21 protein-coding genes are annotated in these 25,601 nt (G+C 70.4%); 15 read left to right on the top strand and 6 right to left on the bottom strand.

The window, feature by feature from the left end:
* Positions 1-340 precede the first annotated feature (340 nt).
* Both AC061S_RS04000 and AC061S_RS04005 read right to left on the bottom strand, forming a co-directional pair.
* The gene (locus AC061S_RS04000; protein WP_478684406.1) at positions 341-1,924 is read right to left on the bottom strand and encodes a CBM35 domain-containing protein; all 1,584 of its coding nucleotides are present in this window, start codon (positions 1,922-1,924) and stop codon (positions 341-343) included.
* 180 nt (positions 1,925-2,104) lie between these two features.
* Positions 2,105-3,259 (bottom strand): hypothetical protein, encoded by a 1,155-nt coding sequence (locus AC061S_RS04005; RefSeq protein ID WP_478684407.1) that lies wholly within the window; start codon positions 3,257-3,259, stop codon positions 2,105-2,107.
* Positions 3,260-3,437: 178 nt separating this feature from the next.
* Between AC061S_RS04005 and AC061S_RS04010 the strand changes: the two genes are divergently transcribed.
* From AC061S_RS04010 to AC061S_RS04070, 13 genes are all read left to right on the top strand, one after another.
* The gene (locus AC061S_RS04010) at positions 3,438-4,259 is read left to right on the top strand and encodes an NAD-dependent epimerase/dehydratase family protein (protein WP_478684408.1); all 822 of its coding nucleotides are present in this window, start codon (positions 3,438-3,440) and stop codon (positions 4,257-4,259) included.
* A gap of 134 nt (positions 4,260-4,393) precedes the next feature.
* Positions 4,394-5,044: a GntR family transcriptional regulator gene (locus tag AC061S_RS04015; RefSeq protein ID WP_478684409.1), complete on the top strand. Its 651-nt coding sequence runs from the start codon at positions 4,394-4,396 to the stop codon at positions 5,042-5,044.
* Complete coding sequence (locus AC061S_RS04020; protein ID WP_478684410.1) at positions 5,041-5,949, top strand: dihydrodipicolinate synthase family protein; 909 nt, start codon at positions 5,041-5,043, stop codon at positions 5,947-5,949. Before AC061S_RS04015 ends, AC061S_RS04020 begins: the two co-directional genes overlap by 4 nt.
* A complete protein-coding gene (gene araD / locus AC061S_RS04025; RefSeq protein ID WP_478684411.1) occupies positions 5,937-7,667 on the top strand; it encodes an L-arabinonate dehydratase in 1,731 nt (576 codons plus the stop codon). The genes AC061S_RS04020 and araD overlap by 13 nt, the downstream gene beginning before the upstream one ends.
* A gap of 58 nt (positions 7,668-7,725) precedes the next feature.
* A complete protein-coding gene (locus AC061S_RS04030; protein WP_478684412.1) occupies positions 7,726-8,631 on the top strand; it encodes a carbohydrate ABC transporter permease in 906 nt (301 codons plus the stop codon).
* Positions 8,580-9,455 (top strand): carbohydrate ABC transporter permease, encoded by an 876-nt coding sequence (locus AC061S_RS04035; RefSeq protein WP_478684550.1) that lies wholly within the window; start codon positions 8,580-8,582, stop codon positions 9,453-9,455. The genes AC061S_RS04030 and AC061S_RS04035 overlap by 52 nt, the downstream gene beginning before the upstream one ends.
* Positions 9,452-10,621, top strand: a complete 1,170-nt coding sequence (locus AC061S_RS04040; RefSeq protein ID WP_478684413.1) for a Gfo/Idh/MocA family protein — start codon at positions 9,452-9,454, stop codon at positions 10,619-10,621. The genes AC061S_RS04035 and AC061S_RS04040 overlap by 4 nt, the downstream gene beginning before the upstream one ends.
* Positions 10,618-11,466 (top strand): DUF6807 domain-containing protein, encoded by an 849-nt coding sequence (locus tag AC061S_RS04045; protein WP_478684414.1) that lies wholly within the window; start codon positions 10,618-10,620, stop codon positions 11,464-11,466. Before AC061S_RS04040 ends, AC061S_RS04045 begins: the two co-directional genes overlap by 4 nt.
* An 86-nt stretch (positions 11,467-11,552) precedes the next feature.
* Positions 11,553-12,893: an ABC transporter substrate-binding protein gene (locus AC061S_RS04050; protein WP_478684415.1), complete on the top strand. Its 1,341-nt coding sequence runs from the start codon at positions 11,553-11,555 to the stop codon at positions 12,891-12,893.
* Positions 12,890-13,693 (top strand): rhamnogalacturonan acetylesterase, encoded by an 804-nt coding sequence (locus tag AC061S_RS04055; protein WP_478684416.1) that lies wholly within the window; start codon positions 12,890-12,892, stop codon positions 13,691-13,693. Before AC061S_RS04050 ends, AC061S_RS04055 begins: the two co-directional genes overlap by 4 nt.
* Before the next feature lie 2 nt (positions 13,694-13,695).
* Positions 13,696-14,985, top strand: coding sequence for a pectate lyase family protein (locus AC061S_RS04060; RefSeq protein ID WP_478684417.1), 1,290 nt, complete (start codon positions 13,696-13,698; stop codon positions 14,983-14,985).
* A 49-nt stretch (positions 14,986-15,034) separates the two neighbouring features.
* Complete coding sequence (locus tag AC061S_RS04065) at positions 15,035-16,165, top strand: pectinesterase family protein (protein WP_478684418.1); 1,131 nt, start codon at positions 15,035-15,037, stop codon at positions 16,163-16,165.
* A gap of 43 nt (positions 16,166-16,208) precedes the next feature.
* Positions 16,209-17,333 (top strand): right-handed parallel beta-helix repeat-containing protein, encoded by a 1,125-nt coding sequence (locus AC061S_RS04070; RefSeq protein ID WP_478684419.1) that lies wholly within the window; start codon positions 16,209-16,211, stop codon positions 17,331-17,333.
* 16 nt (positions 17,334-17,349) lie between these two features.
* Here AC061S_RS04070 and AC061S_RS04075 read toward each other — a convergent pair whose 3' ends face one another.
* From AC061S_RS04075 to AC061S_RS04090, 4 genes are read right to left on the bottom strand one after another with little or no spacing between them, the layout of a single operon-like run.
* Positions 17,350-18,375, bottom strand: coding sequence for a LacI family DNA-binding transcriptional regulator (locus tag AC061S_RS04075; RefSeq protein WP_478684420.1), 1,026 nt, complete (start codon positions 18,373-18,375; stop codon positions 17,350-17,352).
* Between the two features lie 28 nt (positions 18,376-18,403).
* Positions 18,404-19,333: a carbohydrate ABC transporter permease gene (locus AC061S_RS04080; protein ID WP_478684421.1), complete on the bottom strand. Its 930-nt coding sequence runs from the start codon at positions 19,331-19,333 to the stop codon at positions 18,404-18,406.
* The gene (locus tag AC061S_RS04085; protein ID WP_478684422.1) at positions 19,330-20,262 is read right to left on the bottom strand and encodes a carbohydrate ABC transporter permease; all 933 of its coding nucleotides are present in this window, start codon (positions 20,260-20,262) and stop codon (positions 19,330-19,332) included. Before AC061S_RS04085 ends, AC061S_RS04080 begins: the two co-directional genes overlap by 4 nt.
* Complete coding sequence (locus tag AC061S_RS04090) at positions 20,259-21,590, bottom strand: ABC transporter substrate-binding protein (RefSeq protein WP_478684423.1); 1,332 nt, start codon at positions 21,588-21,590, stop codon at positions 20,259-20,261. The genes AC061S_RS04085 and AC061S_RS04090 overlap by 4 nt, the downstream gene beginning before the upstream one ends.
* Positions 21,591-21,794: 204 nt before the next feature.
* Between AC061S_RS04090 and AC061S_RS04095 the strand changes: the two genes are divergently transcribed.
* Entirely contained in the window at positions 21,795-23,816 is a 2,022-nt protein-coding gene (locus AC061S_RS04095; protein ID WP_478684424.1) for a beta-galactosidase, read from the top strand.
* Between the two features lie 132 nt (positions 23,817-23,948).
* Positions 23,949-25,568: a glycoside hydrolase family 53 protein gene (locus tag AC061S_RS04100; protein ID WP_478684425.1), complete on the top strand. Its 1,620-nt coding sequence runs from the start codon at positions 23,949-23,951 to the stop codon at positions 25,566-25,568.
* The last annotated feature ends 33 nt before the right edge of the window (positions 25,569-25,601 follow it).

Here is a 25,601-nt window from a genome sequence, read left to right on the forward strand (position 1 = left end):
CGGTCCCGATCACCTGGCCGCCCACCGGCCGCTCATCGGGGCACCCTGCATCGACGCCGCGGCCGACGAGATGTACACCGGACTCGCACGTCGGCTGAGCTCAGCCGACGACCAGAGCGGGATCTTGGCCTGGCATGACCGGCCGCGGGCCGCTCCGTACGCGGCCGGCCTCGGTGGAGCAGTCGGTCGACGACCGAGGCGATCTCGTGCATCCCGGTAGGGCATGCCGGGCACCCGATCTCCGGAGGGCGGGTGGCCCATCTCAGACGGCCGGAAGCGGCCCGGGCCGGTCCGTCCGGAACGAACCGGATGGTCCGGCCCAGGCCGGCGACGCGATTGCCTACGGAGATACCGGCATGCCGCCGAAAGTGACGGCGAGGCGGCCGTCGGCAGCGAAGGACCAGTTCAGCGCGCCGGCATAGGAGGAGCACCGGGATCCGTTGGAGCCGGACCAGAACTGGTTCGAGCCGTCGGCGTCGCCGATGGTCCTGTCGTTCGTTCCGCTGCCGCTGCGGCACGAGACGTTGTTGCGGAACACCGAGGTGCCGTCGTCGAACGAGTAGTTGCGCTGGGCGTTGTCGATGCTGACGTTGCCCGAGACCGACATGGTGCCGGGGTTGCTGTTGTACGTGAATCCGTGCTTGCCGTTGTGGTAGGCGATGCTGCGCCGGATGACGTGGTCGACCTTGATGTCCTCGCCGCCGAGCTTGTAGCCGTTGCGGTCACCGTTGGAGTTCACGGTGCCGTCGGAGAGAGTGCCGTTGGCGTAGGCGAGAGAGTCCTCGATGGTGACCGGACCGATGGGGCCGGTGTCGGTCTTGGTGTAGAGGTCCCAGCCGTCGTCGATGTTGTTGTGGGCCACGGCGTAGCGGAAGACGTTCCCGGGACCGACGGTGAGCTTCGCCGCGAAGCCGTCGGCGTCCTCGCCATCGGCATCCGCGTTGTCGTGCGACTCCGCGCTCAGGACGAGATTGTTGGAGGGCCACTGGTCACGCGGGGTGGTGGAGGCCATCCGCGAGAGCTGCAGCCCGGTGTCCCGGTTGAAGCGCGTCACCGTGCGCTCGAAGATGTTGTTGCTGCCGCCGACGAAGATCCCGTTGTCGCCGGCGCGCTCGACGACGATGCCCTTGACGTGCCAGTACGACCCGTTCACAGCGAGCCCTCGGTTCGCCGGGTCCTCGCTCATCGCCGAGAAGTTCAGCACCGGCTGCTCACCGGGGTAGGCGGACAGCTGCGTGCGGGCACTCGACGTTCCGTTCTTGCCCTGCGGGATGGTGATCGTCTGGGAGTGGTGGTACGTCCCGCCGCGCAGGTAGATCGTCCCACCGGCGGGGACGCGGCTGATCGCCGAGGTGAGCGTCGTCGGGGCCGTTTGCGTACCGGCCGCGCCGTCGGTTCCGTTCGGCGCCACGTACAGCGCGGTACCCGACGGCGGCGGGGTGGTGTCGCCCGTCTCGACGTCGAGGGAGTCGATGTTGGGCAGGCCGGCGGAGGCCGTCGGGCTGAGCCGGATGGTGTTGCTGCCCGACGCGAGGGGCACCGTGAGCGTCTTCACCGTCCACGCCGCCCAGGTGCCGGTGCTCTCGAAGGACGCCGACGCTGCGGCCGAGCCGTTCACCGTGACGGCCGCGGGCCTCGCGGTGGTGGTCCCGTTGGCGAAGCGGACCTTCAGCGTCGCGGTACCCGCGGCGGGGGCGTTCACCGTGAACTGCGCGGCGGCGCCGATCGCGTTGGTCCCGTTGCAGAATCCGGTGCCGGAGTAGCCGGCCCAGTCGGAGTCGATGGTGCCGGTACAGAGGGCCGGCGCACTCTCGGCCTCGTAGCGGACGGCGGCGGCCGCGGCCGTGCCGCCGGGCAGCACCGCGAACGCGCCGACCGCCAGGGCGGCGCACGCGATTAAGGACACGGGGGAACTGGGTTTCATGGGGTCACTGCCTTCGGGATGGAAAGCGCTTGCTACGGGGGCAGCAGGCGGGGAGGGAAGGGAAGATGCGGTGGATTCGCTCAGACCAGTGGGCTGGGAGCGCTCCCACTGTGCAGACGGGACGCGGCGGCGTCAAGACGTGCGAAGGGTCGGAGGTCCTCCCCTCGGCCTCCGCACGGCTCACGCGCTCCGCAGGGCCGCGACGAGGTCGCGCAAGCGGTCAAGGCCCGCGTGCGGGAGAAGGCCCAGGTGGTAGAGGTGCGCCTCACCGAGTCCCGCGGACACGTGACGGGCCGCCAGCGCACCGAGGCCCGCCGGGTCCGAAGGCAGAGTCTCAGGGCGGAAGTAGCCGCCGACGGTCGTGGCGGGGGGCGTCAGTCGGCGCAGGGCCGCTACCGGAGCTCCGCCGGGCTCGGCGGCCCAGCAGTTGGCCACAACGGAGTCGATGCCCTCGGCCACGTGCGGCCCGAGGGGTGCGAAGGCCCCGGTCACCCAGGGGGACGCCGCACCATGCACGGTGACGCGGATACCCGGAGCGGCGCTCCGCGCGGCGGCGACCAAACGGGTGTGCAAGGCGGAAGCCGACACCTCGGCGCACCCGCGCAGGACGGCTGCCGACTGCACACCGAGGGCCTCCTCGGGGCTCTCGGGCGGCCGCTCCGGCCCGAGGGCCGCTCGGGCCCGGGCAGCGACGCGTTCCGGGTCGAGGCCCGCCGCCCGCTGGATGCGCCGGCAGGACGCGCAGAAGCACAGCGAGAGCAACTCCCGCTGGACGGCGGTCCACTGAGCGAACTCGGTCTTGTCATGATGTCCGCCGTGGTCCACTCCCAGCGGACCGGCGGCCTCCAGGATCAGCCCGTCAGCCTCGCCGAGCAGGGCGACCTCGTGCACCAGGGTGGCGCAGTAGTCGGCGACCTGGGGCGCCTGCGGGCACAGGGCGTACGTGTAGGGCTCGTCGAAGGCGTTGCGTCGGACGAGGTCCGGATTCTCCCTCCCCAGCAGGCTGTTGTGAGTGAGTACGGTCCATGCGGCGACGCGCAGACCCTGGGCGACCAGGGCCTTCCTGGCCGCGCCGAAGGAGTCGGGGACGGTCCAGCCGGGTACGCGCGGCGCCAGTCTCATCCCCTGCCATGCGGCGGGGCGGACCGGGAGGTAGCAGGCGGCGTGTGCGGCGTCCACCAGCCGGTGTCGCGGGTGGAGCGGGGTGGCGGCACGGGTGCTGTGGTAGTTCGCCGCGACGGCCACGGTCTCCACGCCGGCCTCGCGCGCACGGCCGGCGGCCGCGGGATCACCGACGAAGTCCCAGGGGTACGCGTATCCGGTCGCCGTCACCATCGGAACCTCACCGCCTGTGCATGGATTCGGAAGCGTTCAGACCTGTGAACTATGGCCACGGCCGTGAGCGTTGCGAACAGTAGGCACCCGCCCGCGACCTCGTCAAGCAGTCCTGCGGCGTTGACGATCTTTCGAAACGATCTCCCGCGCGTTCATGTATGTGACTACGTTCTCCGTCATGAAAACCTCACACGCGAAGCCCCGCACCGTTCTGCTCACCGGCGCGGCCGGGGGTGTCGGCACCCTGATGCGGGAGCTGCTTCCCGGCTACGGATACCACCTCCGGCTACTCGACGTGGTATCCGTCGACGGCGCACCGGACGCGATAATCGCCGATCTCGCCGACCGCGAGGCGCTGCGCGAGGCCGTCCGCGGCGTCGACGCGGTCGTTCATCTCGCCGGGATATCCCTGGAGTCCACCTTCGAGAAGGTGCTGGCCGCCAACGTCACCGGGCTGCACCACCTCTACGAGGCCGCCCGCGAGGAGGGGGTGCGCCGCGTCGTCTTCGCCTCCAGCAACCACGCCGTCGGCTTCACCCCCCGCCCCCGCGGGGACGACCCGCTGGTCCCCGTCGACACCCCGCGCCGGCCCGACAGCTTCTACGGCCTGTCCAAGTGCTTCGGAGAGGATCTGGCCCAGCTCTACTGGGACCTCCACGGGATCGAGACCGTCTCCGTGCGGGTCGGCTCCTGCTTCCCCGAGCCGACCTCCGTGCGGATGCTGTCGCTGTGGCTGAGCCCCGCCGACTGCGCTCGACTCCTGCACGCGGCACTGACCGCCGAGGACGTCGGACACACCGTCGTGTACGGATCTTCCGCCAACACCCGCCTGTGGTGGGACCTTTCCTCGGCCCTGGCCATCGGCTACGAGCCGCAGGACGACTCGGAACGGTTCGCCGAGCGGCTCGTCACCGAGCTGGGGATTCCGGACGAGGGCGACCCCGACGACTTGTACATGGGCGGCCGCTTCTGCACCGACCCGCCGCGCTGGCCGCACTGACACGGCCGGACAGAAAGCGCTTTCCACGACTCGTGCGCGAAGCATTGACGAAACACCAACTGCCGCTTAGCTTCTCGTCATTGCACTTCGTACGTCATATATGAGACGCGATACACGAGATCTGAGAGTGCGTCATGACCTTCGCCCCCAGCCCCATCCCGTCCCGCACCCAGTACGTCCTGGAGGCGATCAAGCACGACATCCTCACCGGAGGCCTGAGCCCCGGTCAGGCCCTGGTCGAAACCGAACTCGCCTCGCGCTTCGGGGTGTCCAAGACCCCGGTGCGCGAGGCGCTCAAGACCCTGGCGGGCAGCGGGCTCGTGGTGATGAGCCAGTTCAAGGGGGTCACCGTGCGCATGGTCGACGCCGACATGGCCCGCGAGGTCTACGACGTACGGCTGCTCCTGGAGCCCGAGGCGGTTCGCCGCAGCGTGGCCGCGCGTGCCCCGCTCGACGCTGCCCGGGAGGCGCTGGCGCGTGCCGCCGGCGCCGAGGATCCGGCCGAACGCTCGCTCGCCAACCGCGAGTTCCACCGCGCGCTCTACCTGCCCTGCGGCAATCCCCTGCTCGGCAGGATGCTCGACGAGGTCCGCGACCAGGCGGCCCTCGTCTCCACCGTCGCCTGGGCCGCCGTCCCCTCCTGGGAGCACGAGGCCGCCGAACACGAGGAGATCTTGCGGCTCGCGGCAGCGGGAGACTCAGAGCGGGCCGGTCGGGCCGTCCACGAGCACATCGCCTCCTTTGTCCAGCGCGCCTTCCCCCTGGACGACGGGGCCGGCGAGTGACCATGACGTTCGAGCCCCTGAAGACCGCACTCGCCGATGTCGTTGCCATCCCCGTCACTCCCTTCACCGCGGAGGGAGAGCTCGACACCGAAGCACACCGCACTCTCCTGCGACGCCTGATCGAGGCCGGTGTACGCACGCTCACACCGAACGGCAACACCGGCGAGTTCTACGCCCTCACACCCGAAGAGCGCCGCCTGGTCACCGAGTTGACCATCGACGAGGCGGACGGGCGCGCCACCGTCCTGGTCGGCGTCGGCCACGACGTGCCGACGGCGATCGCGGCCGCCCGGCACGCGCGCGCCTGCGGGGCACGGATGCTGATGGTGCATCAGCCAGTACATCCGTACGTCTCCGAAGCCGGCTGGGTCGACTACCACCGGGCCATCGCCGAGTCCGTGCCCGAACTCGGGATCGTCCCCTACATCCGCAACCCGCAGCTGAGCGGGGCCCGGCTCGCGGAGCTGGGCGACGCCTGCCCGAACGTCATCGGCGTGAAGTACGCCGTCCCGGACGCGGCCCGCTTCGCCGGCTTCGCCCGTGACGCGGGGCTCGACCGGTTCGTCTGGGTGGCGGGGCTCGCCGAACCGTACGCCCCTTCCTACTTCGCGAGCGGCGCGACGGGCTTCACCTCCGGCCTCGTCAACGTCTGCCCGCCGCTCTCGCTGGAGATGCTGTCGGCCCTGCGGGCGGGCGACTACCCGGCCGCGATGAAGGTGTGGGAACGGATCCGCCGCTTCGAGGAGCTGCGGGCCGCCGACGGCAGCGCCGACAACGTCACGGTCGTCAAGGAGGCCCTCGCCTCGCTCGGTCTGTGCCGGCGCGACATCCGCCCGCCCAGCCGCGAACTGCCCGTGTCCGCACGCGCCGAGGTCGCCGCGATAGCCGCCGGATGGCCGGCATGAGCAGGCGGCCCGAGGACCTGCGCAGCCACCAGTGGTACGGCACGGACGGGCTGCGCTCGTTCAGCCACCGCGCCCGCACCCGCCAGCTCGGCTACCTCCCCGAGGAGCACCTGGGCAAGCCGGTCGTGGCGATCCTCAACACCTGGTCCGACATCAATCCCTGCCACGTCCACCTCCGCGACCGCGCGCAGGCCGTGAAGCGGGGCGTGTGGCAAGCCGGTGGCTTCCCTCTCGAGTTCCCGGTCTCCACCCTTTCCGAGACCTTCCAGAAGCCGACTCCGATGCTCTACCGCAACCTCCTCGCGATGGAGACGGAGGAGCTGCTGCGTTCCTACCCGGTCGACGGCGCGGTCCTCCTCGGCGGCTGCGACAAGTCGACCCCGGCGCTGCTGATGGGCGCGGCCTCGGTGGACCTGCCGACCGTTTTCGTTCCGGCCGGGCCGATGCTGCCGGGCCACTGGCGGGGCGAGACACTCGGTTCCGGCACCGACATGTGGAAGTACTGGGACGACAAGCGGGCGGGCCTGATCGGGGACTGTGAAATGGCCGAGCTGGAGAGCGGGCTGGCCCGCTCCCCCGGCCACTGCATGACGATGGGCACGGCCTCCACGCTCACCGCCGCCGCCGAGACCCTGGGCGTGACGGTGCCGGGCGCGTCCTCGATCCCGGCGGTCGACTCGGGGCACGACCGGATGGCCGCCGCCTCCGGGATGCGGATCGTGGAGCTCGTACGGCAGGACCTGCGGCTGTCGCGGATCCTGACCCGGGAGGCGTACGAAGACGCGGTCGCGGCCGTCCTCGCGCTCGGCGGGTCGACGAACGCGGTCATCCACCTGATCGCCATGGCCGGCCGTTCGGGGGTGACGCTCACCCTGGACGACTTCGACCGCATAGCGCGGACCGTGCCGGTGCTGGCCGACCTCCGCCCCGGCGGACGGTTCCTCATGGAGGACTTCCACTTCGCCGGCGGCATGCCCGCATTCCTCTCCCGGCTCACCGACGTGCTGCACCTCGACCGGCCGACCGTCTCCCACGACACGCTGCGCGAGCAGCTCGACGGCGCCCGCGTGCACAACGACGAGGTCATCCGGGAACGCGACCGGGCCCTCGCACCCGAAGGCGGGGTCGCGGTGCTGCGCGGGAACCTCTGTCCGGACGGCGCGGTCATCAAGCACATCGCCGCCGAGCCGCACCTGCTGAAGCACACCGGTCCGGCGGTGGTCTTCGACGACTACCGCACGATGCAGCGGACCATCGACGACCCGGAACTCGGTATCACCGCGGACCACGTGCTCGTACTGCGGGGCGCCGGGCCGAAGGGCGGCCCGGGGATGCCGGAGTACGGGATGCTGCCGATCCCTACGTACCTGCTGGAGCAGGGCGTACGGGACATGGTCCGGATCTCCGACGCCCGGATGAGCGGCACGAGTTACGGCGCGTGCGTGCTCCACGTGGCGCCCGAGTCCTACGTCGGCGGGCCCCTGGCCCTCGTCCGCACGGGCGACACCATCACCCTCGATGTCGAGGCACGCACGCTGCATCTGCACGTATCCGACGACGAGTTGGCGCTTCGGCGGGAGGCATGGACCCCGCCGCCGGTCCGCTACGAGCGCGGCTACGGGGCGCTCTACACCGAGCAGATCACCCAGGCCGACACAGGATGCGACTTCGAGTTCCTGGCCCGGCCCGGGGCGACTCCCGATCCCTACGCGGGCTGATTCCTTCGCGCGGCCGACGCGTCCGCCTGCCCGAAACACCGAGAACGGAGCCACCGTCATGGCCTCAGCTGTGACCCGCCGTACGGGAGCCACCCCCCGCCGACTGCCGTACCTGCTGATCGCCCCCGCCGCGCTGCTGATGCTGGGATTCATCGCCTATCCCGTGCTCAGCGTCTTCTACTACAGCCTTCAGGACTACAACCCCACCAAGCCCTGGCGGAACGGGTTCGCCGGCTTCGGCAACTTCGTACGCATCTTCACCGACGATCCACACTTCTGGGGGACGCTGACCTTCAGCGCGAAGTGGGTCGCCGTCGAGGTGAGCCTGCAGCTCGTGTTCGGCCTGGCCCTGGCGCTCATCGTCAACCAGACGTTCGCGGGCCGCGCCCTGGGCCGGGCGCTGGTGTTCTCCCCGTGGGCGGTCTCCGGAGTGCTGACGTCAGCCATCTGGGTGCTGCTCTACAACTCTCAGACGGGCATCACTCGTTACCTGGCCGACCTGGGAATCGGCGAGTACGGCACGTCCTGGCTGTCCGACACCTCGACGGTCTTCTCCGCGGTGGTCGTCGCCGATCTGTGGCGCGGTGTCCCCTTCTTCGCGATCCTCATCCTCGCCGACCTCCAGTCCGTACCAAAGGACCTGTACGAGGCCGCCGAGGTCGACGGGGCCGGGCGGCTGCGGCAGTTCCTCCACATCACGCTGCCGCACCTCAGGGACGCGATCGTCCTGTCCACCCTGCTGCGGGCGGTGTGGGAGTTCAACAACGTGGACCTGCTCTACACCCTCACGGGCGGCGGCCCGGCGGGCGAGACGACCACGCTGCCCCTCTACATCGCCAACACCAGTGTCGACGCACACAACTTCGGATACGCCTCCGCGCTCACGACGGTGGCGTTCGTGATTCTTCTCTTCTGCTCGATGGTCTATCTGCGCCTGAGCAAGTTCGGAGGCGACAGCAAGTGAGACGGCGACGCGCTTGGGACGAGGTCCCCCGGTGGCAGATCTACTTGCCGCTCGGTATCTATCTGCTCTTCACCCTGATCCCCTTCTACTGGATCCTGCTCTTCGCTCTGCGGCCGGCGGGCTCCACCTCACTCGTGCCGTGGCCCATGACCACCGAGCACTTCGAGAAGGTGTGGACCGAGCGGGGCTTCGCCACCTTCTTCCAGAACAGTCTGCTCATCGGCCTCGCGACCCTGGTGATGACCACGGTGATCGCGCTCGCCGGCGGCTACGCCCTGGCCCGCTTCGACTTCCGGATCAAGAGGGGCTTCATGCTGGCCCTGCTGTGCTCGCAGTTCGTCCCGGGAGCGCTGCTGCTCGTACCGCTGTTCCAGACCTTCGCCAGTCTGCGGATGATCAACTCGCTGGGCAGCGTCATCATCGCGGAGACGGTCTTCCAGCTCCCCTTGTCCATGATCCTCATCAGCGGCTTCATCAAGAACGTGCCGTACTCACTGGAGGAGGCCGCCTGGGTGGACGGCTGCAACCGCTTCAACGCGTTCCGTGTCGTCGTCCTGCCGCTGCTGCGGCCCGGTCTGGTCGCCGTCGGCTCCTTCGCCTTCGTCCACGCCTGGAACCACTTCCTCTTCGCGCTGATGTTCCTCAGCAGCCAGGACAAGCAGACCATCCCGGTCGGCCTCAACACCCTCATGGGCGCGGACAGTGTCGACCTGGGCGCTCTCGCCGCGGGGGGCGTGATCGCGGCGGTGCCCGTCGTGATCGTGTTCGCCTTCATCCAGAAGTGGCTGGTCACCGGCTTCAGCGCAGGGGCGGTGAAGGGATGAGCAACGGCACCACGCCCACCCCCTTGCCCGTGGTCCTGGCGGGCGCCCGCGGCCACGGCCGTTCGCACCTCCTGAACATCCGCCGGCTCGAACGCCTCGGCCTGGTCCGCCTCGCCGGCCTCTGCGAGCTGCGGCCGCTCGACGCCGATGAGCTGGACGGGTTCGGGGCCCCGGAACAGTCCCCGGACTTCGACGCGCTGATGGCCTCCACGGGGGCCCGGATCGCCGTGCTCTGTACGCCGATCCAGACGCACACCGAGCTGGCCCTGACCGCCGCCCGCCACGGCGCGCACCTCCTCCTGGAGAAGCCCCCGGCACCCTCGTACGCGGAGTTCCGCCGGATCGCGGACGCGGTGGCGGCGGCCGGCGTGGCCTGCCAGATCGGCTTCCAGTCCCTCGGCTCGCACGCGATCCCGGCCATCAGGGAGCTCATCGAGGCGGGCGAGATCGGCGAACTCCTCGGCGTCGGCGCGGCCGGCGCGTGGATCCGTGACGAGGGGTACTTCCGGCGCGCGCCGTGGGCCGGCCGCCGCCGCCTGGACGGTGCGGACGTCGTCGACGGGGCCCTGACCAACCCGCTGGCCCACGCCGTCGCCACCACCCTGGCCGTCGCCGGCAGTACTCGGGCCGAGGACGTCGAGTCCGTCGAGACCGAGCTCCTGCGCGTCAACGCCATCGAGTCCGACGACACCTCCTGCGCCCGCGTCGTGACCCCGGCCGGCCTCCGGCTCACCGTCGCGGTGACCCTGTGCGCCGAGACGGGCTCGGAGCCGTACGTGGTGGTCCACGGCAGCCGGGGGCGCATCACCCTCTGGTACCGGCAAGACCGGGTCCTGCTCCAGCGGGCCGGGCACGGCCCGGAGGAGACCGTCCACGGCCGGACCGATCTCCTGGAGAACCTCGTGGGCCACGTGACCGGCGGCGAAGCACTGCGCGTACCGCCCGAGGAGACCGGCGCGTTCATGCTGGTCGTCGAGGCGGTCCGGCTGGCGCCCGATCCCGTGGCACTGCCGGACGCGTACTGGCGCACCGAGCCGGGCCCGAGCGCGCCGCGCCGGGTCGTCGACGGGATCGACGCACTCGTCGACAGGAGCGCCCACGCGCTCGGCCTCTACTCAGAACTGGGCGCCCCCTGGGCGCCGGCGACCAGGGCGCGGACCCGGTGAACGCGGCGCTCGTCCTTCGCTGCGCAGGCCGTCCGGTGGCGCGCTACACGGCCGGGCCGGACCTGGCGCGGGACCACTCCCCCCGGCCCTACCTGCATCCGGTCACCACCCTGGCGGGGGTCCGTGTCACGGAGCTGATCCCCGGGGACCACCCGCACCACCTCGGCGCGGGCGTGGCCGTGCCCGATGTGGCGGGCCACAACTTCTGGGGCGGGCGCACCTTCGTGCGCGACCGGGGGCCGACCGCGCTCGACAACCACGGCGTGCAGCGGCACGACGGCTTCAGCCGCCTCGACCAGGACGGGTTCGTGGAGGAACTGAGCTGGACGGCCGGGGGCCGGGTGCTCCTGCGCGAGCGCCGGACCGTGGTGACGGCGGCGCTGAGCGACTCGGCCTGGGCCCTGGACTTCACCTTCTCGCTCACCGAGGCGTCGGGCCGGGCCCTGTCCATCGGCAGCCCGGCCACCAACGGACGACCGGGCGCGGCCTACGGCGGCTTCTTCTGGCGCGCCCCCAAAGAGGCGGCGCCCCCGGTCGTCTTCAGTGCGGACGCCGATGGCGAGGAGGCCGTGCACGGCTCCCGTGCCGACTGGGTCGCGCTGGCCGGCCGGGGCTGGACGCTGGTCTTCGCCGGCGCGACCGAGGAGACCCGGCGCGATCCGTGGTTCCTGCGCGCCGCCGAATATCCGGGCGTGGGTTCCTCCCTCGCCGCTGACCGGCGCCTGACCGTCGCGGCCGGAGCGAGCGTCGTACGGCGGGTGGTCACCGTGGTGGCCGACGGCCGTCCGGGGCGGGCCGAGGCCGCGGCGCTGGTGCGCGAAGCCGTCGCGGCACGTCACCTCTGACCGTGCTCCTCCACGGGGTCCCGCACCGCGTGCTCCCCCACCACCCCACCAGATTCCCGACAGATCCTGAGAGAAGAGAGCCGACGATGACCAGTTTCCGTCAAGGGCGGCGCAGAGCCGTCTGCGCCCTCGCCCTGACCACCGTGCTCGCCCTGACCGTCACCGCCTGCGGAGACGACGGCAGCGGCGCCGCGGGTGACAAGGGCGGCGAGGGTCCGGGCAAGGGACAGATCACCTTCTGGGACAACAACGGCGGTGTCCGCACCGACGTCTGGAAGGCGATCATCCAGGACTTCGAGAAGCAGAACCCCGAGATCAAGGTGAACTACGTCGGAATCGCCTCGACGGAGGTGCAGTCCAAGTACGACACGGCCATCCAGGGCGGCGGCCTGCCCGATGTCGGCGGCGTCGGAGCGGCGATGCTCGCCGGGATCGCCGTGCAGAACGCCCTGGAGCCGCTCGACGCCCGCGTCGACTCCAGCGCGCTCAAGGGCAAGCTCAACGCGGGCATGGTCGAGAGCGTGAAGTCGGCGGGGGGCAAGGACCAGCTCTTCACCGTTCCCACCTCCGCCAGCAACGGTGTCCTCTACTACCGCACCGACCTGTTCGCGGCAGCCGGCCTGCAGGCGCCCGACACCTGGTCCGCGTTCTACGCGGCGGCCGAGAAGCTGACCCGGAAGGACGAGAACAGGTTCGGCTACACCATCCGCGGCGGCGCGGGCTCCATCGCCCAGGCGCTGGACGCCATGTACGGCCAGAGCGGGGTCACCGGCTTCTGGGACGGCGACAAGACCACGGTCAACGACCCCAAGAACGTGGCCGCGTTGGAGAAGTACGTGGGGCTGTTCAAGAACAACACCCCGGCTGCCGACGTCAACAACGACTTCACCAAGATGGTCGCCCAGTGGGACAGCGGCGAGATCGGCATGGTGAGCCACAACCTGGGCTCGTACAAGGACCATGTGAAGGCGCTCGGTACGGAGAAGTTCCGCGGCGTCCCCAACCCGACCACCGACGACGGCACCCGAGTGCAGGTCTCCCACCCGGTCGACGGTCTCGCCCTGTTCTCGTCGAGCAAGAACAAGGCGGCGGCCTGGAAGTTCATCGAGTTCGCCGCCTCGCACGCCTCCAACAGCAAGTGGAACGAGTCGGCGGGCGCGATCCCGGCCAACACCGAGGCGGCCCAGGACCCCTGGATCCAGAAGGCCGAGCCGACCAAGCTCGCCGCCGAGGCCCTCTTCAGCGGCAAGGCCACGATCGTGCAGCTGCCATACTACCTGCCCGACTGGAACACCATCTCCAAGGCCGACAACGAGCCCGCCTTCCAGAAGGTCCTGCTCGGCAAGTCCACGTCGAAGGAGTTCCTCGACAGCCTCGCCGAGCAGCTGAACACGGCGCAGGCCGAGTGGAAGACGCAGAAGAAGTGACCCTCACCCGCCGCCGGGCGGTCACGGCCGGGGCAGGGCTCGCGCTCGCCCTGGCCGCGACCCCCGCCGCGGCCGTCCCCCGGGGAAACGGGCGCGGGCGCACCCTCCACATCGCCGGTGACTCCACGGCAGCCCAGAAGTACGCCGACGCCGCCCCGGAGACCGGGTGGGGCATGGCCCTGCCCTTCTTCCTGCACCGGGACGTGACGGTCGCCAACCACGCGGTCAACGGCCGCAGCACCAAGAGCTTCATCGACGAGGGCCGGCTGACCGCGATCCTGGACGTGATCCGGGCCGGAGACCTCCTGCTGATCCAGTTCGGCCACAACGACCAGAAGACCACGGACCCCACGCGCTACACCGAGCCCTGGACCACCTATCAGGAGAACCTGTGCCGGTTCGTCGACGGCGCGCGCGAGTGCGGAGCCCTGCCGGTCCTCGCCACCTCCGTCGAGCGCCGCAGGTTCCACGCCGACGGCACCGCTCTGCGCACCCACGGGGAGTACCCGGCCGCGATGCGCCAGGTGGCCTGCGAGGAGGACGTCGCCGTCATCGATGTCCAGGAGCAGTCCCTGGCCCTCTGGCAGGAGCTCGGCCCGGAGACCACGAAGACGTACTTCAACTGGACGGCGACCGAGCAGGACAACACCCACTTCAACCCGCCGGGCGCGATCGCCGTGGCCCGGATGGTCGCCACCGGGCTCCTGCACACCCGCGCACTCGCACCGGGCGACACCCGCCGCACCGACGAGGAACTCCCCGCGCAATGGATCACCTGGCCCGATTCCGAGGAGAGCTGAGCATGCGACCCACACGAACATGGGCGGTGGGCGCCACCGCCCTCGTCCTGAGCGTCACCGGTCCCACGACCGCCGCGCACGCCGGACCTGCGGCGCACGACCCCGCCCGTCAGGTTCTTCCGGCCGGTGACGGCTGGGCGTCCGAAGGTACGGGAACCAGAGGCGGCGCCGCTGCCGATGCCTCCCGCGTCTTCACCGTCACCACCTGGGAGGGGTTGCGTGCGGCGCTCGCCGTCGCGGGCACCGAGCCGCGGATCGTCAAGGTCGTGGGCACGCTGAACGCCACGGCCGCCGGCTGCGCGGCCTTCGAGGCTCCCGGGTACGACTTCGAGGCGTACCTCGCCGCCTACGACCCCGCGGTCTGGGGACACGACAACGAGGTAAGCGGGGAGCAGGAGGATCTGCGCGCCGCCTCCGCCAAGGCGCAGGGGAAGGCCATCAAGGCGTACGTCCCCGCCAACACGACGATCGTCGGCGTCGGCAGGAACGCCGGCATCACCGGCGGCAGCCTTCAGATCCAGGGCGTCGACAACGTCGTCGTCCGCAACCTGACCGTGGAGAGCCCGCTCGACTGCTTCCCGCAGTGGGACCCGACGGACGGGGCGACGGGGGCGTGGAACTCCGAGTACGACAGCGTGGTCGTGTACGGCTCCACCCATGTGTGGATCGACCACAACACGTTCACCGACGGGGCCCACCCGGACAGTTCCCTGCCCTCGTACTACGGGGTGCCCTACCAGCAGCACGACGGCGAGCTGGACATCGTGCGCGGCGCCGACCTGGTCACCGTCTCCTGGAACGTCTTCGCCGACCACGACAAGACCCTGATGATCGGCAACAGCGACAGCGCGGGCGCCACCGACCGCGGCAAGCTGCGTACCACCCTCCACCACAATCTCTTCAAGAACGTGGTCGAGCGGGCGCCGCGGGTCCGCTTCGGCAAGGTCGACGCGTACAACAACCACTTCGTGGTGCCCGGTTCGGACTACTCCTACAGCCTGGGCATCGGAATCGAATCCCAGCTCGTCGCGGAGAAGAACGCCTTCACGCTCGCCCCGGGCGTCCAGGCCGGAAAGATCCTCAAGAAGTGGAAGGATGCCCCGGTCACCACCGCGGGCAACCTCGTCAACGGTGCGCCGCTCGATCTCCTCGCTGTCCACAACGCCGAGTTCCCCGGCGAGATCCTGCGCGCCGACGCGGGCTGGACGCCGTCCCTGCGCACCCGGGTCGACGTGCCGCAGGCTGTGCCCGGCCTCGTCGGCCACCGCGCGGGCGCGGGCCGGCTGCGCTGACCTCCCGGCCGCCGCTCACTCCACCCTTTCGCAGCGAAGGAGCTCTCCCATGCCCTCGCACCACCCACGAGCCGTCCTCGGCCGCCGTTCCCTGCTCACCGCCGGCGCCGGAGCGGCGTTCGCGCTCGCCCTGGCCGCCGGTCCCGCCGTCGCCGGCGCGGGGGCCGGCCCGTTCGGCCGGTTCGGTTCGCCCGCCGCCCGGCTCACCGAGCGCACCCTGTACGTCCACCCGGGCGGCCTCGGGGACCACACCACCGTTCAGGCCGCGGTGAACGCGGCGGAGGGCCCGGGCTGGACGCTGGTCCTCGCTCCGGGCACGTACCGGGAGACCGTCGCCGTCAGCCCGGCCCGGCCCGCCATGACCTGGATCGGCGCGAGCGGGAACCCGCGCGACGTCGTCGTCGTGTACGACAACGCGGCCGGCACGGCCCGGCCCGACGGCGGCACGTACGGCACGACCGGTTCGGCGACCACGACCGTCCAGGCCGACGGATTCACCGCCCAGTGGATCACCTTCGCGAACGACTTCCTGCGTACCGACCTCCCGGGGAACCCCGGCACGCAAGCAGTCGCGATCAAGGTCCAGGGCGACCGGTCCGCCTTCTTCCACTGCCGGTTCCTCGGGCACCAGGACACCCTCTACACCGACTCGATGACCTTGGCGGCCGTCGCCCGCCAGTACTTCGCGCACTGCTACGTCGAGGGCGACGTCGACTTCGTCTTCGGCCGGGCCCGTGCGGTGTTCGAGCACTGCCACTTCCGCACCCTGCTCCGCACCGATCTGGCGGGCGCCCCGTACGGCTTCGTCTTCGCCCCCTCGACCGCCCGCGTCAACCCGTACGGTCTCCTGGCCGTCCGCTGCCGGGTCACCAGCGAGGCGCCCGCCGGCTTCTACAAGCTGGCCCGGCCCTGGGTTCCGGGCTCGGACCCGACCGCCTGGCCGTCCCTCGTCGTGCGCGACAGCGTGCTCGGTCCCGGCATCGACGCCACCGCGCCGTACGCGAACATGCGGGACGCCTATCCGTGGCAGGCCCAGCGCTTCGCGGAGTACCGCAACAGGGGTCCGGGTGCGGTGATCGACATCCCGCAGAACCGCCCTCAACTCACCTCCTTGGAGGCTGAGTCGGCGACGCGCGCGTGCTATCTGACCGACTGGCTTCCCGTGCCCGCCTGTTCCTGAACTCCACGCCTGTTCCCGAACCCCACGAGAGGACCCGCACGTCATGTCTCTCAACCGAACCTTGCGCAGCGCTCTCATCACGCTGTCCCTCATCGCCCCCACCGCCGGCCTCGGCGCACTGGCCGCACCCGCCCATGCCGCCACCGTCGTCGTCGCCACCTCGACCGAACTGGCGAGCGCGGTCAAGAACGCGACACCCGGCACGCTCATCCAGGTCCGCGGCGGCACCTACTACCCCACCGCCGTCCTCCAGTCCACCGCCAACGGCACCGCGAGCAGCCGCATCCGGCTCCAGCCCTACGGCTCCGAGACGGTGAAGATCGACGGCTCGAAGCTGCCCGCCGGGTCCTGGATCTTCAAACTGACCGCCGACTACTGGACCGTCTCCGACATCACCTTCCAGAACTCCCCGGACAGCGCCGTCGTCTGCACCTCCTGCACGGGCACGGAGTGGTCCCGCATCAAGACGATCAACGGCGGCGACTCCGGTTTCACGCTCACCGGCAACGACACGAACAACAACACCGTCAGGAACCTTGATTCCTACGGCCATTACGATGCGGCCAACCACGGTGAGAACGCCGACGGAGTCGCCGTCAAATTCGGTTCGGGCACCGGCAACCTGATCACCGGGGCGCGGCTCTTCAACAACTCCGACGACGGCATCGACCTGTGGTCCTGGTCCAGCCCCGTGACGATCGAACACACCTGGTCGTACGGAAACGGCAGGAACCGCTGGTCGGACTCCGCCTTCGCGGGAGACGGCAACGGCTACAAGCTGGGTGGCGACGGTGAGGTCGTCGCCCATGTCGTCAACAACTCTGCGGCCTGGGACAACGCGGGCAACGGCTTCACCGAGAACAGCAACAAGGGCGCCATCGTCCTCAACCGTACGACCGCCTACGCCAACGGGAAGTGGGGCTACTACTTCGCGACGGGGGCGGCCCGGCTGGCCCGGAACCTGGCCGTGGACAACGGCTCGGGGCTCGCCAAGCGGGGCTCCTCGGTCGTCTCGGCGGCCAACAACTGGGACTCGGGAATCGCGACCCCGGCCTTCGTCAGCAAGGACGCCGCCAGCGCGTACGGCGCCAGGAAGGCGGACGGCTCGCTCCCGGCGACCACGTTCCTGACGACCGGTTCCGCGACGATCGGCTCCACCATGAACTGAGGGCAGACGGCAGCGGCTATGCCGATTCGCGGCGGACGAGCTCCGTGGGCAGGATGACCGCGGCCGGCTCCTCTCCCGCTATGCGGGCGAGGAGCATCCGCACCATCTCGGTGCTGATCCGGTCCCAGGGCTGGCGGATCGTCGTGAGCGAGGGCCGGGAGGAGACCGCCGCCGGGGAGTCGTCGAAGCCTCCCACGGCGATGTCCTCGGGCACGCGGCGGCCGGCCCGGGCCAGGGTGTCGAGGACGCCCTGGGCCATCAGGTCCGAGGCCACGAAGACGGCGTCGAGGTCCGGGGAGCGTTCCAGGAGCAGGCGCGCCGCCTCCTCGCCGCTCGCGCGGCTGTAGTCGCCGGTGACGATCAGCGCGTCGTCCACGGGCAGGCCGTACTCGGAGAGCGTCTCCCGGTAGCCCGTGAGGCGTTCCACACCGCCGGGGGTGTCGAGCGGGCCGGTGACGGTGGCGATCCGGCGGCGGCCCGTCTCGTACAGGTGGCGCACCATGTCGCGGGCGCCGTCGCGGTCGTCGGCGGCCACGTAGCCGATCTTGGCGGTCTGGCCGAGGATCTTGCCGCAGGCGACGACGGGTACGCCGGCCTGGTGCAGGTGGGCGACGACGGGATCTCCGGCGTGGCTGGAGACCAGGAGGACGCCGTCGACGTGGCCGGCTTCGATGTACCGGAGGTTGCGTCGGCGTTCGTCCTCGGTGCCCGCGATCATCAGCAGCAGCGGGATGTCCTGGGCGGCGAGCGCCTGGGTGCAGGCCCGTAGCAGCACGTTGAAGTTGGGGTCTTCGAAGAAGCGCTCCTGCGGCTCGGTCAGCAGGAAGGCCACGGAACCGGACTTGCCGGTGATCAGCGAGCGGGCGTGCCGGTTGACGACGTAGCCCGTTCTGCGGATCGCGGCGTCGACGGCCGCCTTCGCGGCGGGGCTCACGTAGTGCCCGCCGTTGAGGACGCGGGAGACGGTGCCGCGCGAGACGCCGGCCTCGCGTGCCACGTCGTGGATCGTCGTCGGGCGACGCCTGTTCGCTGCTGTGCTCATGCTGTGATTCCCCTCGATCCCCAGTGTGTCAGGACTTTACGGCGCCGGAGAGCAGGTCGAGGCTCCAGAACCGCTGGATGAGCAGGAAGAGGGCGATGAGCGGGACGATCGCGAGGAGCGCGCCGGTGATCACCAGGGTGTAGAGGGCGGGCTGGCCCGCGCCCTGCTTCAGCAGGGTGAACAGGCCGACGGTCACCGGGAACTTCTCGTCGTCGCCCAGCATGATGAACGGCAGCAGGAAGTTGTTCCAGATGGCCACGAACTGGAAGAGGAAGATCGTGACCAGACCCGGGGACATCATCGGGACCGCGATCCTCAGGAAGATCCGCCACTCGCTCGCGCCGTCCATCCGGCCCGCCTCCACGAGTTCCATCGGGATGGCGGCCTCGGCGTAGATCCGGCCGAGGTAGACGCCGTACGGCGAGAGGATCAGCGGCAGCAGGACGGAGAGGTACGTGTCCGTCAGGCCGGCCTCGGCCATCAGCAGGTACTGGGGGATGGCGAGGATCACCGGGGGCATCAGAACGCCCGTCAGGATCAGGTTGAAGAACGTCTCGCGGCCGCGGAAGCGGTAGACGGCAAGGCCGTAGCCGGCGAGCGCCGACACCGTCGTGGACAGGACGGCGCCCAGCCCCGCGTAGAAGACGGAGTTGCCCATCCACCGCCAGTAGAGGCCGTCGCGGTACGCGTTCAGGTCCGCGACGTTGGCTCCGAGGGAGTCGCCGGGCAGGAAGGTGAACGTGGCGAAGAGGTCCGCGCCCGACTTGGTGGAGGCGACCAGGACCCAGGCGATGGGCAGCAGGCAGTAGAGCGCGCCGAGGGCCAGGGCGGCCGTCGGCAGCAGGGCGGTGCGGGGTGGGCGCGGCGGTCCCTGGGAGGTGCCGGGGGTGGTGGCGGCAGCACGGCCCCCGGCAGTTGCGGCCGTGCGCGTGCGCGCCGGGGAGGCGAGCCCGGTCATCGGGTTGCTCCTTGCTTCGTACGGCGGTTGGAGGCCTTGAGTAGGCCGAAGGACAGCAGGAAGGTCGCGGCGGCGAGGACCACGGCGGTGGCCGACGCCGCGTGGATGTTCCCGCCGGTGAAGGCGTCGTTGTAGACCTTCATCAGGGGGCTCCAGGTGGTGGGGATGCCGTTGGTGAGCGGCCTGAGCGTGGTCGGCTCGTTGAAGACCTGGAGCGTGGCGATGATCGAGAAGAAGAAGGTCAGCACCAGCGAGGGCGCCACCATCGGGATCTTGATGCGCAGGGCGGTCTGGAGTTCCGAGCAGCCGTCGAGCTTGGCCGCCTCGTACACCTCCGCGGGAAGGGACCGCAGCGCGGTGTAGATCACGATCATGTTGAATCCGGTGCCGCCCCAGACGGCGATGTTCGACATCGCCAGGTAGAGGGGCCCACCGTCCATCAGGTCCGGCTGCGGCAGACCGACGGCGTCGAGCACGTAGAAGAAGGGGCTGACGTCCGGCAGGTACAGGAACCCCCACATCAGGGCCGCGATGACCCCGGGGACCGCGTAGGGCAGGAAGATCGCGAGCCGGGAGAAGGAGCGGGCCCGCACCCGCTCGGAGTCGAGCAGCAGCGCGAACAGCAGGGCCAGGCCCAGCATGAGGGGGACGACGATCGCGCCGTAGCCGAGGATCCGCAGGGCGCTGTGGCCGAGCTCGGCGTCGGTCAGGGCCGCGGTGTAGTTCTCCAGGCCGGCCCAGACCTCGCTCCGGGCTCCCTTGCCCAGACCGAGGCCCTTGACCTCGATCTTGTGGAAGCTGAGCCGGATCGCGTAGCCGATGGGCAGCGCGAAGAAGAGGGCGAAGAGGACGGCTGCCGGGAGGAGGAAGCCGTACGGGGCCACCTTGACCCCGTACGACCGGCGCACGCCCGTGGTGGGCTGCGTCACTGGGCGACCTCGAAGCCCTGCTTCTTCAGGTCGGCGACGGTGGCGCCCTGCATGGCGGTGAGGGCCGCGCCGAAGCCCGACTTGGCCTTGGCGGCCGTGCCGAACTCGTCCTTGAAGGAGGTGTAGGCCACGTTCACGTTGGGGCCCCAGGCTGCGGGGGCGGTGGTCTTCGCGATCTCCGCGGCCTTCGTGTAGAAGTCGCTCTGGCCGGCGAAGAACTCCGGGGCCTGGGCGAGCGCCCCGCCGGTCTGGGCGGCGGTGGCCGCCGGGTAGATGCCGCTCTCCTTCACCAGCGCGGCCAGCGCCTCCGGGTCGGTGTTCAGCCAGGTCGCGAACTTCGCCGCGGCGGCTTTGTGCTTGGAGTCGGTGGTGACGGCCGTGGTGGATCCGCCCCAGCTGCCGGTGGCGGGCTTGGAGGTGTCCCACTGGGGCAGCGGGGCCATGCCCCACTTGCCCTTGGTGTCGGGCGCGGCGGTGGTCAGGACGCCCGGGGCCCAGACGGCGCTGACCCAGCCGATCTGTGTGCCGGTGTTCAGGGCCTTGTTCCAGGCGGGGGTGTACATCGGCTGATTGTCCACTGCGCCGTCCGCGACCAGGCCGCCCCAGAAATCGGCGACCTTCTTGGTGGCCGCGTCGTCGATGCCGACCTTCCACTTCTTGCCCTCGGTGGTCCACCACTGGGCGCCGGCCTGCTGGGCGAGACCGGCGAAGAGCCCGGAGTCGTTGGAGGAGAAGGTGGTCAGCGCCTTGTCGGGGGCCTTGGCCTTGAGGGCCCTGGCGGTGGTGGCGAACTCGTCCCAGGTGGTGGGCACCTTCAGGCCGTACTCCTGGAACAGGTCGGTCCGGTAGAAGAACATGAGCGGCCCGGAGTCCTGGGGTACGGCGTATACGGCATCGCCGCCCAGCGTGATCTGCTGCCAGAGACCGGGGGCGAAGGCCTCTTTGGCGCCGCCGACCTCCTTGGATATGTCGGCGAGGGCGTCATTGCTGACGAGGGTCGGCAGTGCCTGGTACTCGGCCTGGACAAGGTCGGGAGCCTGGTGCGCCTTGGCCGCGGTGATGATCTTGGTGACCAGGTCGTCGCCGGAAGCCTGCTTCTGGACCGTGACCTGGACCTCCGGGTGCTTCTGGTTCCAGAGCGCGGCCACCTTGTCCATGTTGGGCGCCCAGGCCCAGTAGGTGAGCGCGACCGGGCCGGACCCGGCCGCGGCCCCGTCCTTGCCGGCGGAGTCGGAGCCGGAGCCGGAGGATCCGCAGGCGGTGAGTGCGGTGGCGCCGAGGAGGACGGCGAGGGCGGCCGAAATTCCGCGGTACGTCGTGTGGGGCATGGGTACTTCTCCCTGACCGAAAGGGCCTCACCCTCGGAAGGGGAGGCCGACCATGCGTCTGTGAGCGTTCACAGTAGAGAAACGCCCCGGACACTTGTCAATGGTTGATCGAGTGCGGTTATCTTGCGTTGCCGCATTGAGACCGGATGTGTGAACGTTCCCAGTCCGGTGAAACTTTCAGGCTCGAACACCCAGGAGAGACCCATGCCGCAGACCACTCCGAAGGGCCTGCATCGGCTCGCCTTCGGCGGGGACTACAACCCCGAGCAGTGGCCGGAAAGCGTCTGGCAGGAGGACGTCCGGCTGATGCGCGAGGCCGGCGTCACCCTGGTGAGCGTCGGGATCTTCTCCTGGGCCCTGCTGGAGCCCGAGCCCGGCCGGTACGACTTCGGCTGGCTCGACCGGCTCCTCGACCTGCTGCACGAGCACGGCATCCGGGTCGACCTGGCCACGCCCACCGTGGCGCCTCCCGCCTGGTTCTACCGCGCCCACCCCGAGGCGCTGCCGGTCAGCCGCGAGGGCGTGCGGTACTCCTTCGGGTCGCGCGGCGCGATCTGCCACAGCTCCCCCGCCTACCGCGAGGCCGCCGCCCGCATCACCACCGAGCTCGCCCGCCGCTACGGCGGCCACCCCGTGCTCGCGCTCTGGCACGTGCACAACGAGTACGGGGTCCCCGTCAGCGCCTGCTACTGCGACGGCTGCGCCGCCCACTTCCGCCGCTGGCTGCAACAGACGTACGGATCGCTCGAAGAGGTCAACGAAGCCTGGGGCACCGCGTTCTGGGGCCAGCGTTACACCTCGTACGAGCAGATCGACCCGCCGCGCACCACGCCCACCGTCGGCAACCCGGCGCAGCAGCTCGACTACCGCCGCTTCACCGACGCCACCCTGCGCGAGAACTTCCGGATGGAGCGGGACATCCTGCACCGGCTCTCGCCCGGCATCCCCGTCACCACCAACTTCATGACCGCGCTGAGCCAGTGCGACTCGATCGACTACTGGGCCTGGGGCCGTGAGGTCGACCTCGTCACCAACGACCACTACCTGATCACCGACGGCCGGCGCACCCACGTCAATCTGGCCATGGCAGCCGACCTCACCCGCTCGGTCGCGGGCGGTTCGCCCTGGCTGTTGCTCGAGCACTCCACGTCCGGAGTGAACTGGCAGCCGCGCAACCCGGCCAAGCGCCCCGGCGAGATGGCCCGCAACGCGCTCGCCCACGTCGCCCGCGGCTCCGAGGGCGCGATGTTCTTCCAGTGGCGCCAGTCCCGGCGCGGCGCCGAGAAGTTCCACTCCTCGATGCTTCCGCACGGGGGCACCGACACCCGTGTCTGGCGCGAGGTGGTCCGCCTGGGCGCCGACGTCGACTCGCTGGCCTCCGTGCGCGGTACCCGCACGGTTGCGGACGTCGCCATGGTGTGGGACTGGCAGTCCTGGTGGGCGCAGAGCCTTGAGTGGCGCCCGAGCGAGGCCCACGAGGCCCGCGAGCGCGCCGACAGCTTCTACGAGACGCTGTACGACCGCCACCTCACGGTCGACTTCGCCCACCCGGAGGCCGATCTGTCGGCCTACCCGCTGGTGGTCGTCCCCGCGCTTTACCTCGCCACCGAGGCCGCCGGACAGAACCTGCGCGCGTACGTCGAGAACGGCGGCACACTCGTCGTCTCCTACTTCTCCGGGATCGTCGACGAGCACGATGCCGTGCACCCGGGGCCCTACCCGGGCGCGCTGCGCGACGTGCTCGGGCTGACCGTCGAGGAGTGGTCGCCGCTGCTCGACGGCGAGACCGTACGGATCGGCGGGCCCGGCGGCGCCTCGCTCACCGCCGACGTGTGGACCGAGTTCGTCGTGCCCCGAGGGGCCGAGACCATGTGGACGTACACCGACGGACCGGCCGCCGGCGGGCCCGCCGTCACCCGCCACCGGCTGGGCCGGGGCACCGCCTGGTACGTGTCCACCCGGCTCGACGCGGCCGCGCTGGACACGATCGTCGCCGCCGCCTGCGAGGACGCGGGGATCGGTGCGCGCGACGCGCTGCCCCGTGACGTGGAGGTCGTACTGCGCTCCGGGGACGGCGGCCGGTACCTCTTCGCCCTCAACCACTCCGGCCAGGAGGCCGAGGTGCCGCTGGAGGGCTCCGGAACCGAGCTCCTCGGCGGTGCGCCGGTGCACGGGAAGCTCGCCGTCCCGGCCGGTGCGGTCCGGGTCGTGCGACTGGACGCCTGACGGCATCCCCGACTCCCCCATTCCCCCCGGGGGACGGCCGCCGCTCGGCGCCGGCCCCCGGGTGACATCCGCACCATCACGGCACCACCCGCATCACCCCTCCCGTCCGCCACCGTCGAAGGGACATCGACGATGCACTCCGTACGAAGCACACCCCTGCGGAACCTGCTGAGAGGACTGAACCTGTTCAGAGGTACGGGGCTGCGAACCGCCGCCGTCGCCGCGCTCGGCGCCCTGCTCCTGACCCCGCTGCCCGCGCACCCGGCGCAGGCGGCAACCACCCTGGCCAATACCGGCTTCGAGGCCGACGGCGCCGGCACGGCCACTCCGGCCGGCTGGACCGCGTACTCGGCGACCGGACAGACGGCCGCCTCCTTCACCGAGTCCGGCGGCCACAGCGGCGGATACCGGCTCACCCACTGGTCCTCGTCCGCGTACAAGGTGGAGACCTACCAGTACCTGTCCGGACTGGCCGCCGGCAGTTACACGCTCAGTGCCTGGGTGCGCTCCGGCGGGGGCCAGAACTCCGCCTACATCGCCCTGCGCAACTGCGGGTCCGCCGAGCAGCGCACCGATCTGCCGCCCACCTCCAACGGGGCCTGGATACGACTCGTGACCTCGGTGACGGTGACCGGCGGCCAGTGCACGGTCAGCGTCAACTCGGACGCCAAGGCAGGCAATTGGCTCAACGTCGACGATCTGACCTTCACCGCCGGTTCAACCGGGCTCGCGGTCAAGGGAGTCGACGTCTCCTCCCTGAAGAAGAGCGAGGACCTCGGCGGCGTCTACCGCACCAGCGGCGGCGCCGCCGGTGACGCCCTGACGATCCTGAAGTCCGCCGGCGCCAACTACGGCCGGCTCAAGGTGTGGGTCGACCCGGCCGACGGCTACAACGACAAAGCCCGCGTCCTCGCGACGGCCAAGCGGATCAAGGCCCAGGGCATGAAGCTCCTCGTCGACTTCCACTACTCCGACATCTGGGCCGATCCCGGCGCCCAGACCAAGCCCGCCGCCTGGTCCGGGCACTCGTACTCCCAGCTCACGACGGACGTCTACCAGCACACGTACGACGTGCTGAACGCCCTGAAGGCGCAGGGCACCACCGCCGACATGGTGCAGATCGGCAACGAGACCAACACCGGAATGCTCTGGCCCGAGGGGTCGACCGACAACTGGGCGCAGCTCGCGGGGCTGCTGAAGTCAGGCGCCTCGGCGGCCAAGGCGGTCTCCTCCTCCACTCAGGTCGCGCTCCATCTCGCGCACGGCGGCGACAACTCCCTGTACCGCTGGTGGTTCGACAACGCGGCGACGCAGGGCGTGAGTTACGACGTGATCGCGCTGTCCTTCTACGGGTACTGGCACGGCGCGCTGTCCTCGCTCCAGGCCAACCTGGACGACGTATCGGCGCGCTACGGCAAGAAGGTGCTGGTCGTAGAGACCGCCTATCCCTTCCGGCTGGACAGCGAGGACGCCCACGAGAACATCATCGACACCACGGCCGAGCTGGTCACCGGCTATCCGGCGAGCGCGGCCGGGCAGTCCGCCTGGCTGCGGGACGTGATGAACGTCGTCGAGGCGGTGCCGAACGGCCGAGGTCTCGGTGTCGTCTACTGGGAGCCGGCCTGGACGGCCGTCGCCGGCAACGGGTGGGATCCGACTGATCCCGCCTCCGGCAACGGCTGGGAGAACCAGGCGCTGTTCGACTACGACAGCAGGCTGCTGCCGGCCGCGGGCTGGCTCTCGCACCGCTGATCCCTCACACGCGGGCGGGGGCGGGCTCTTGTG

The sequence above is a fragment of the Streptomyces sp. CA189 genome, assembly GCF_056428985.1.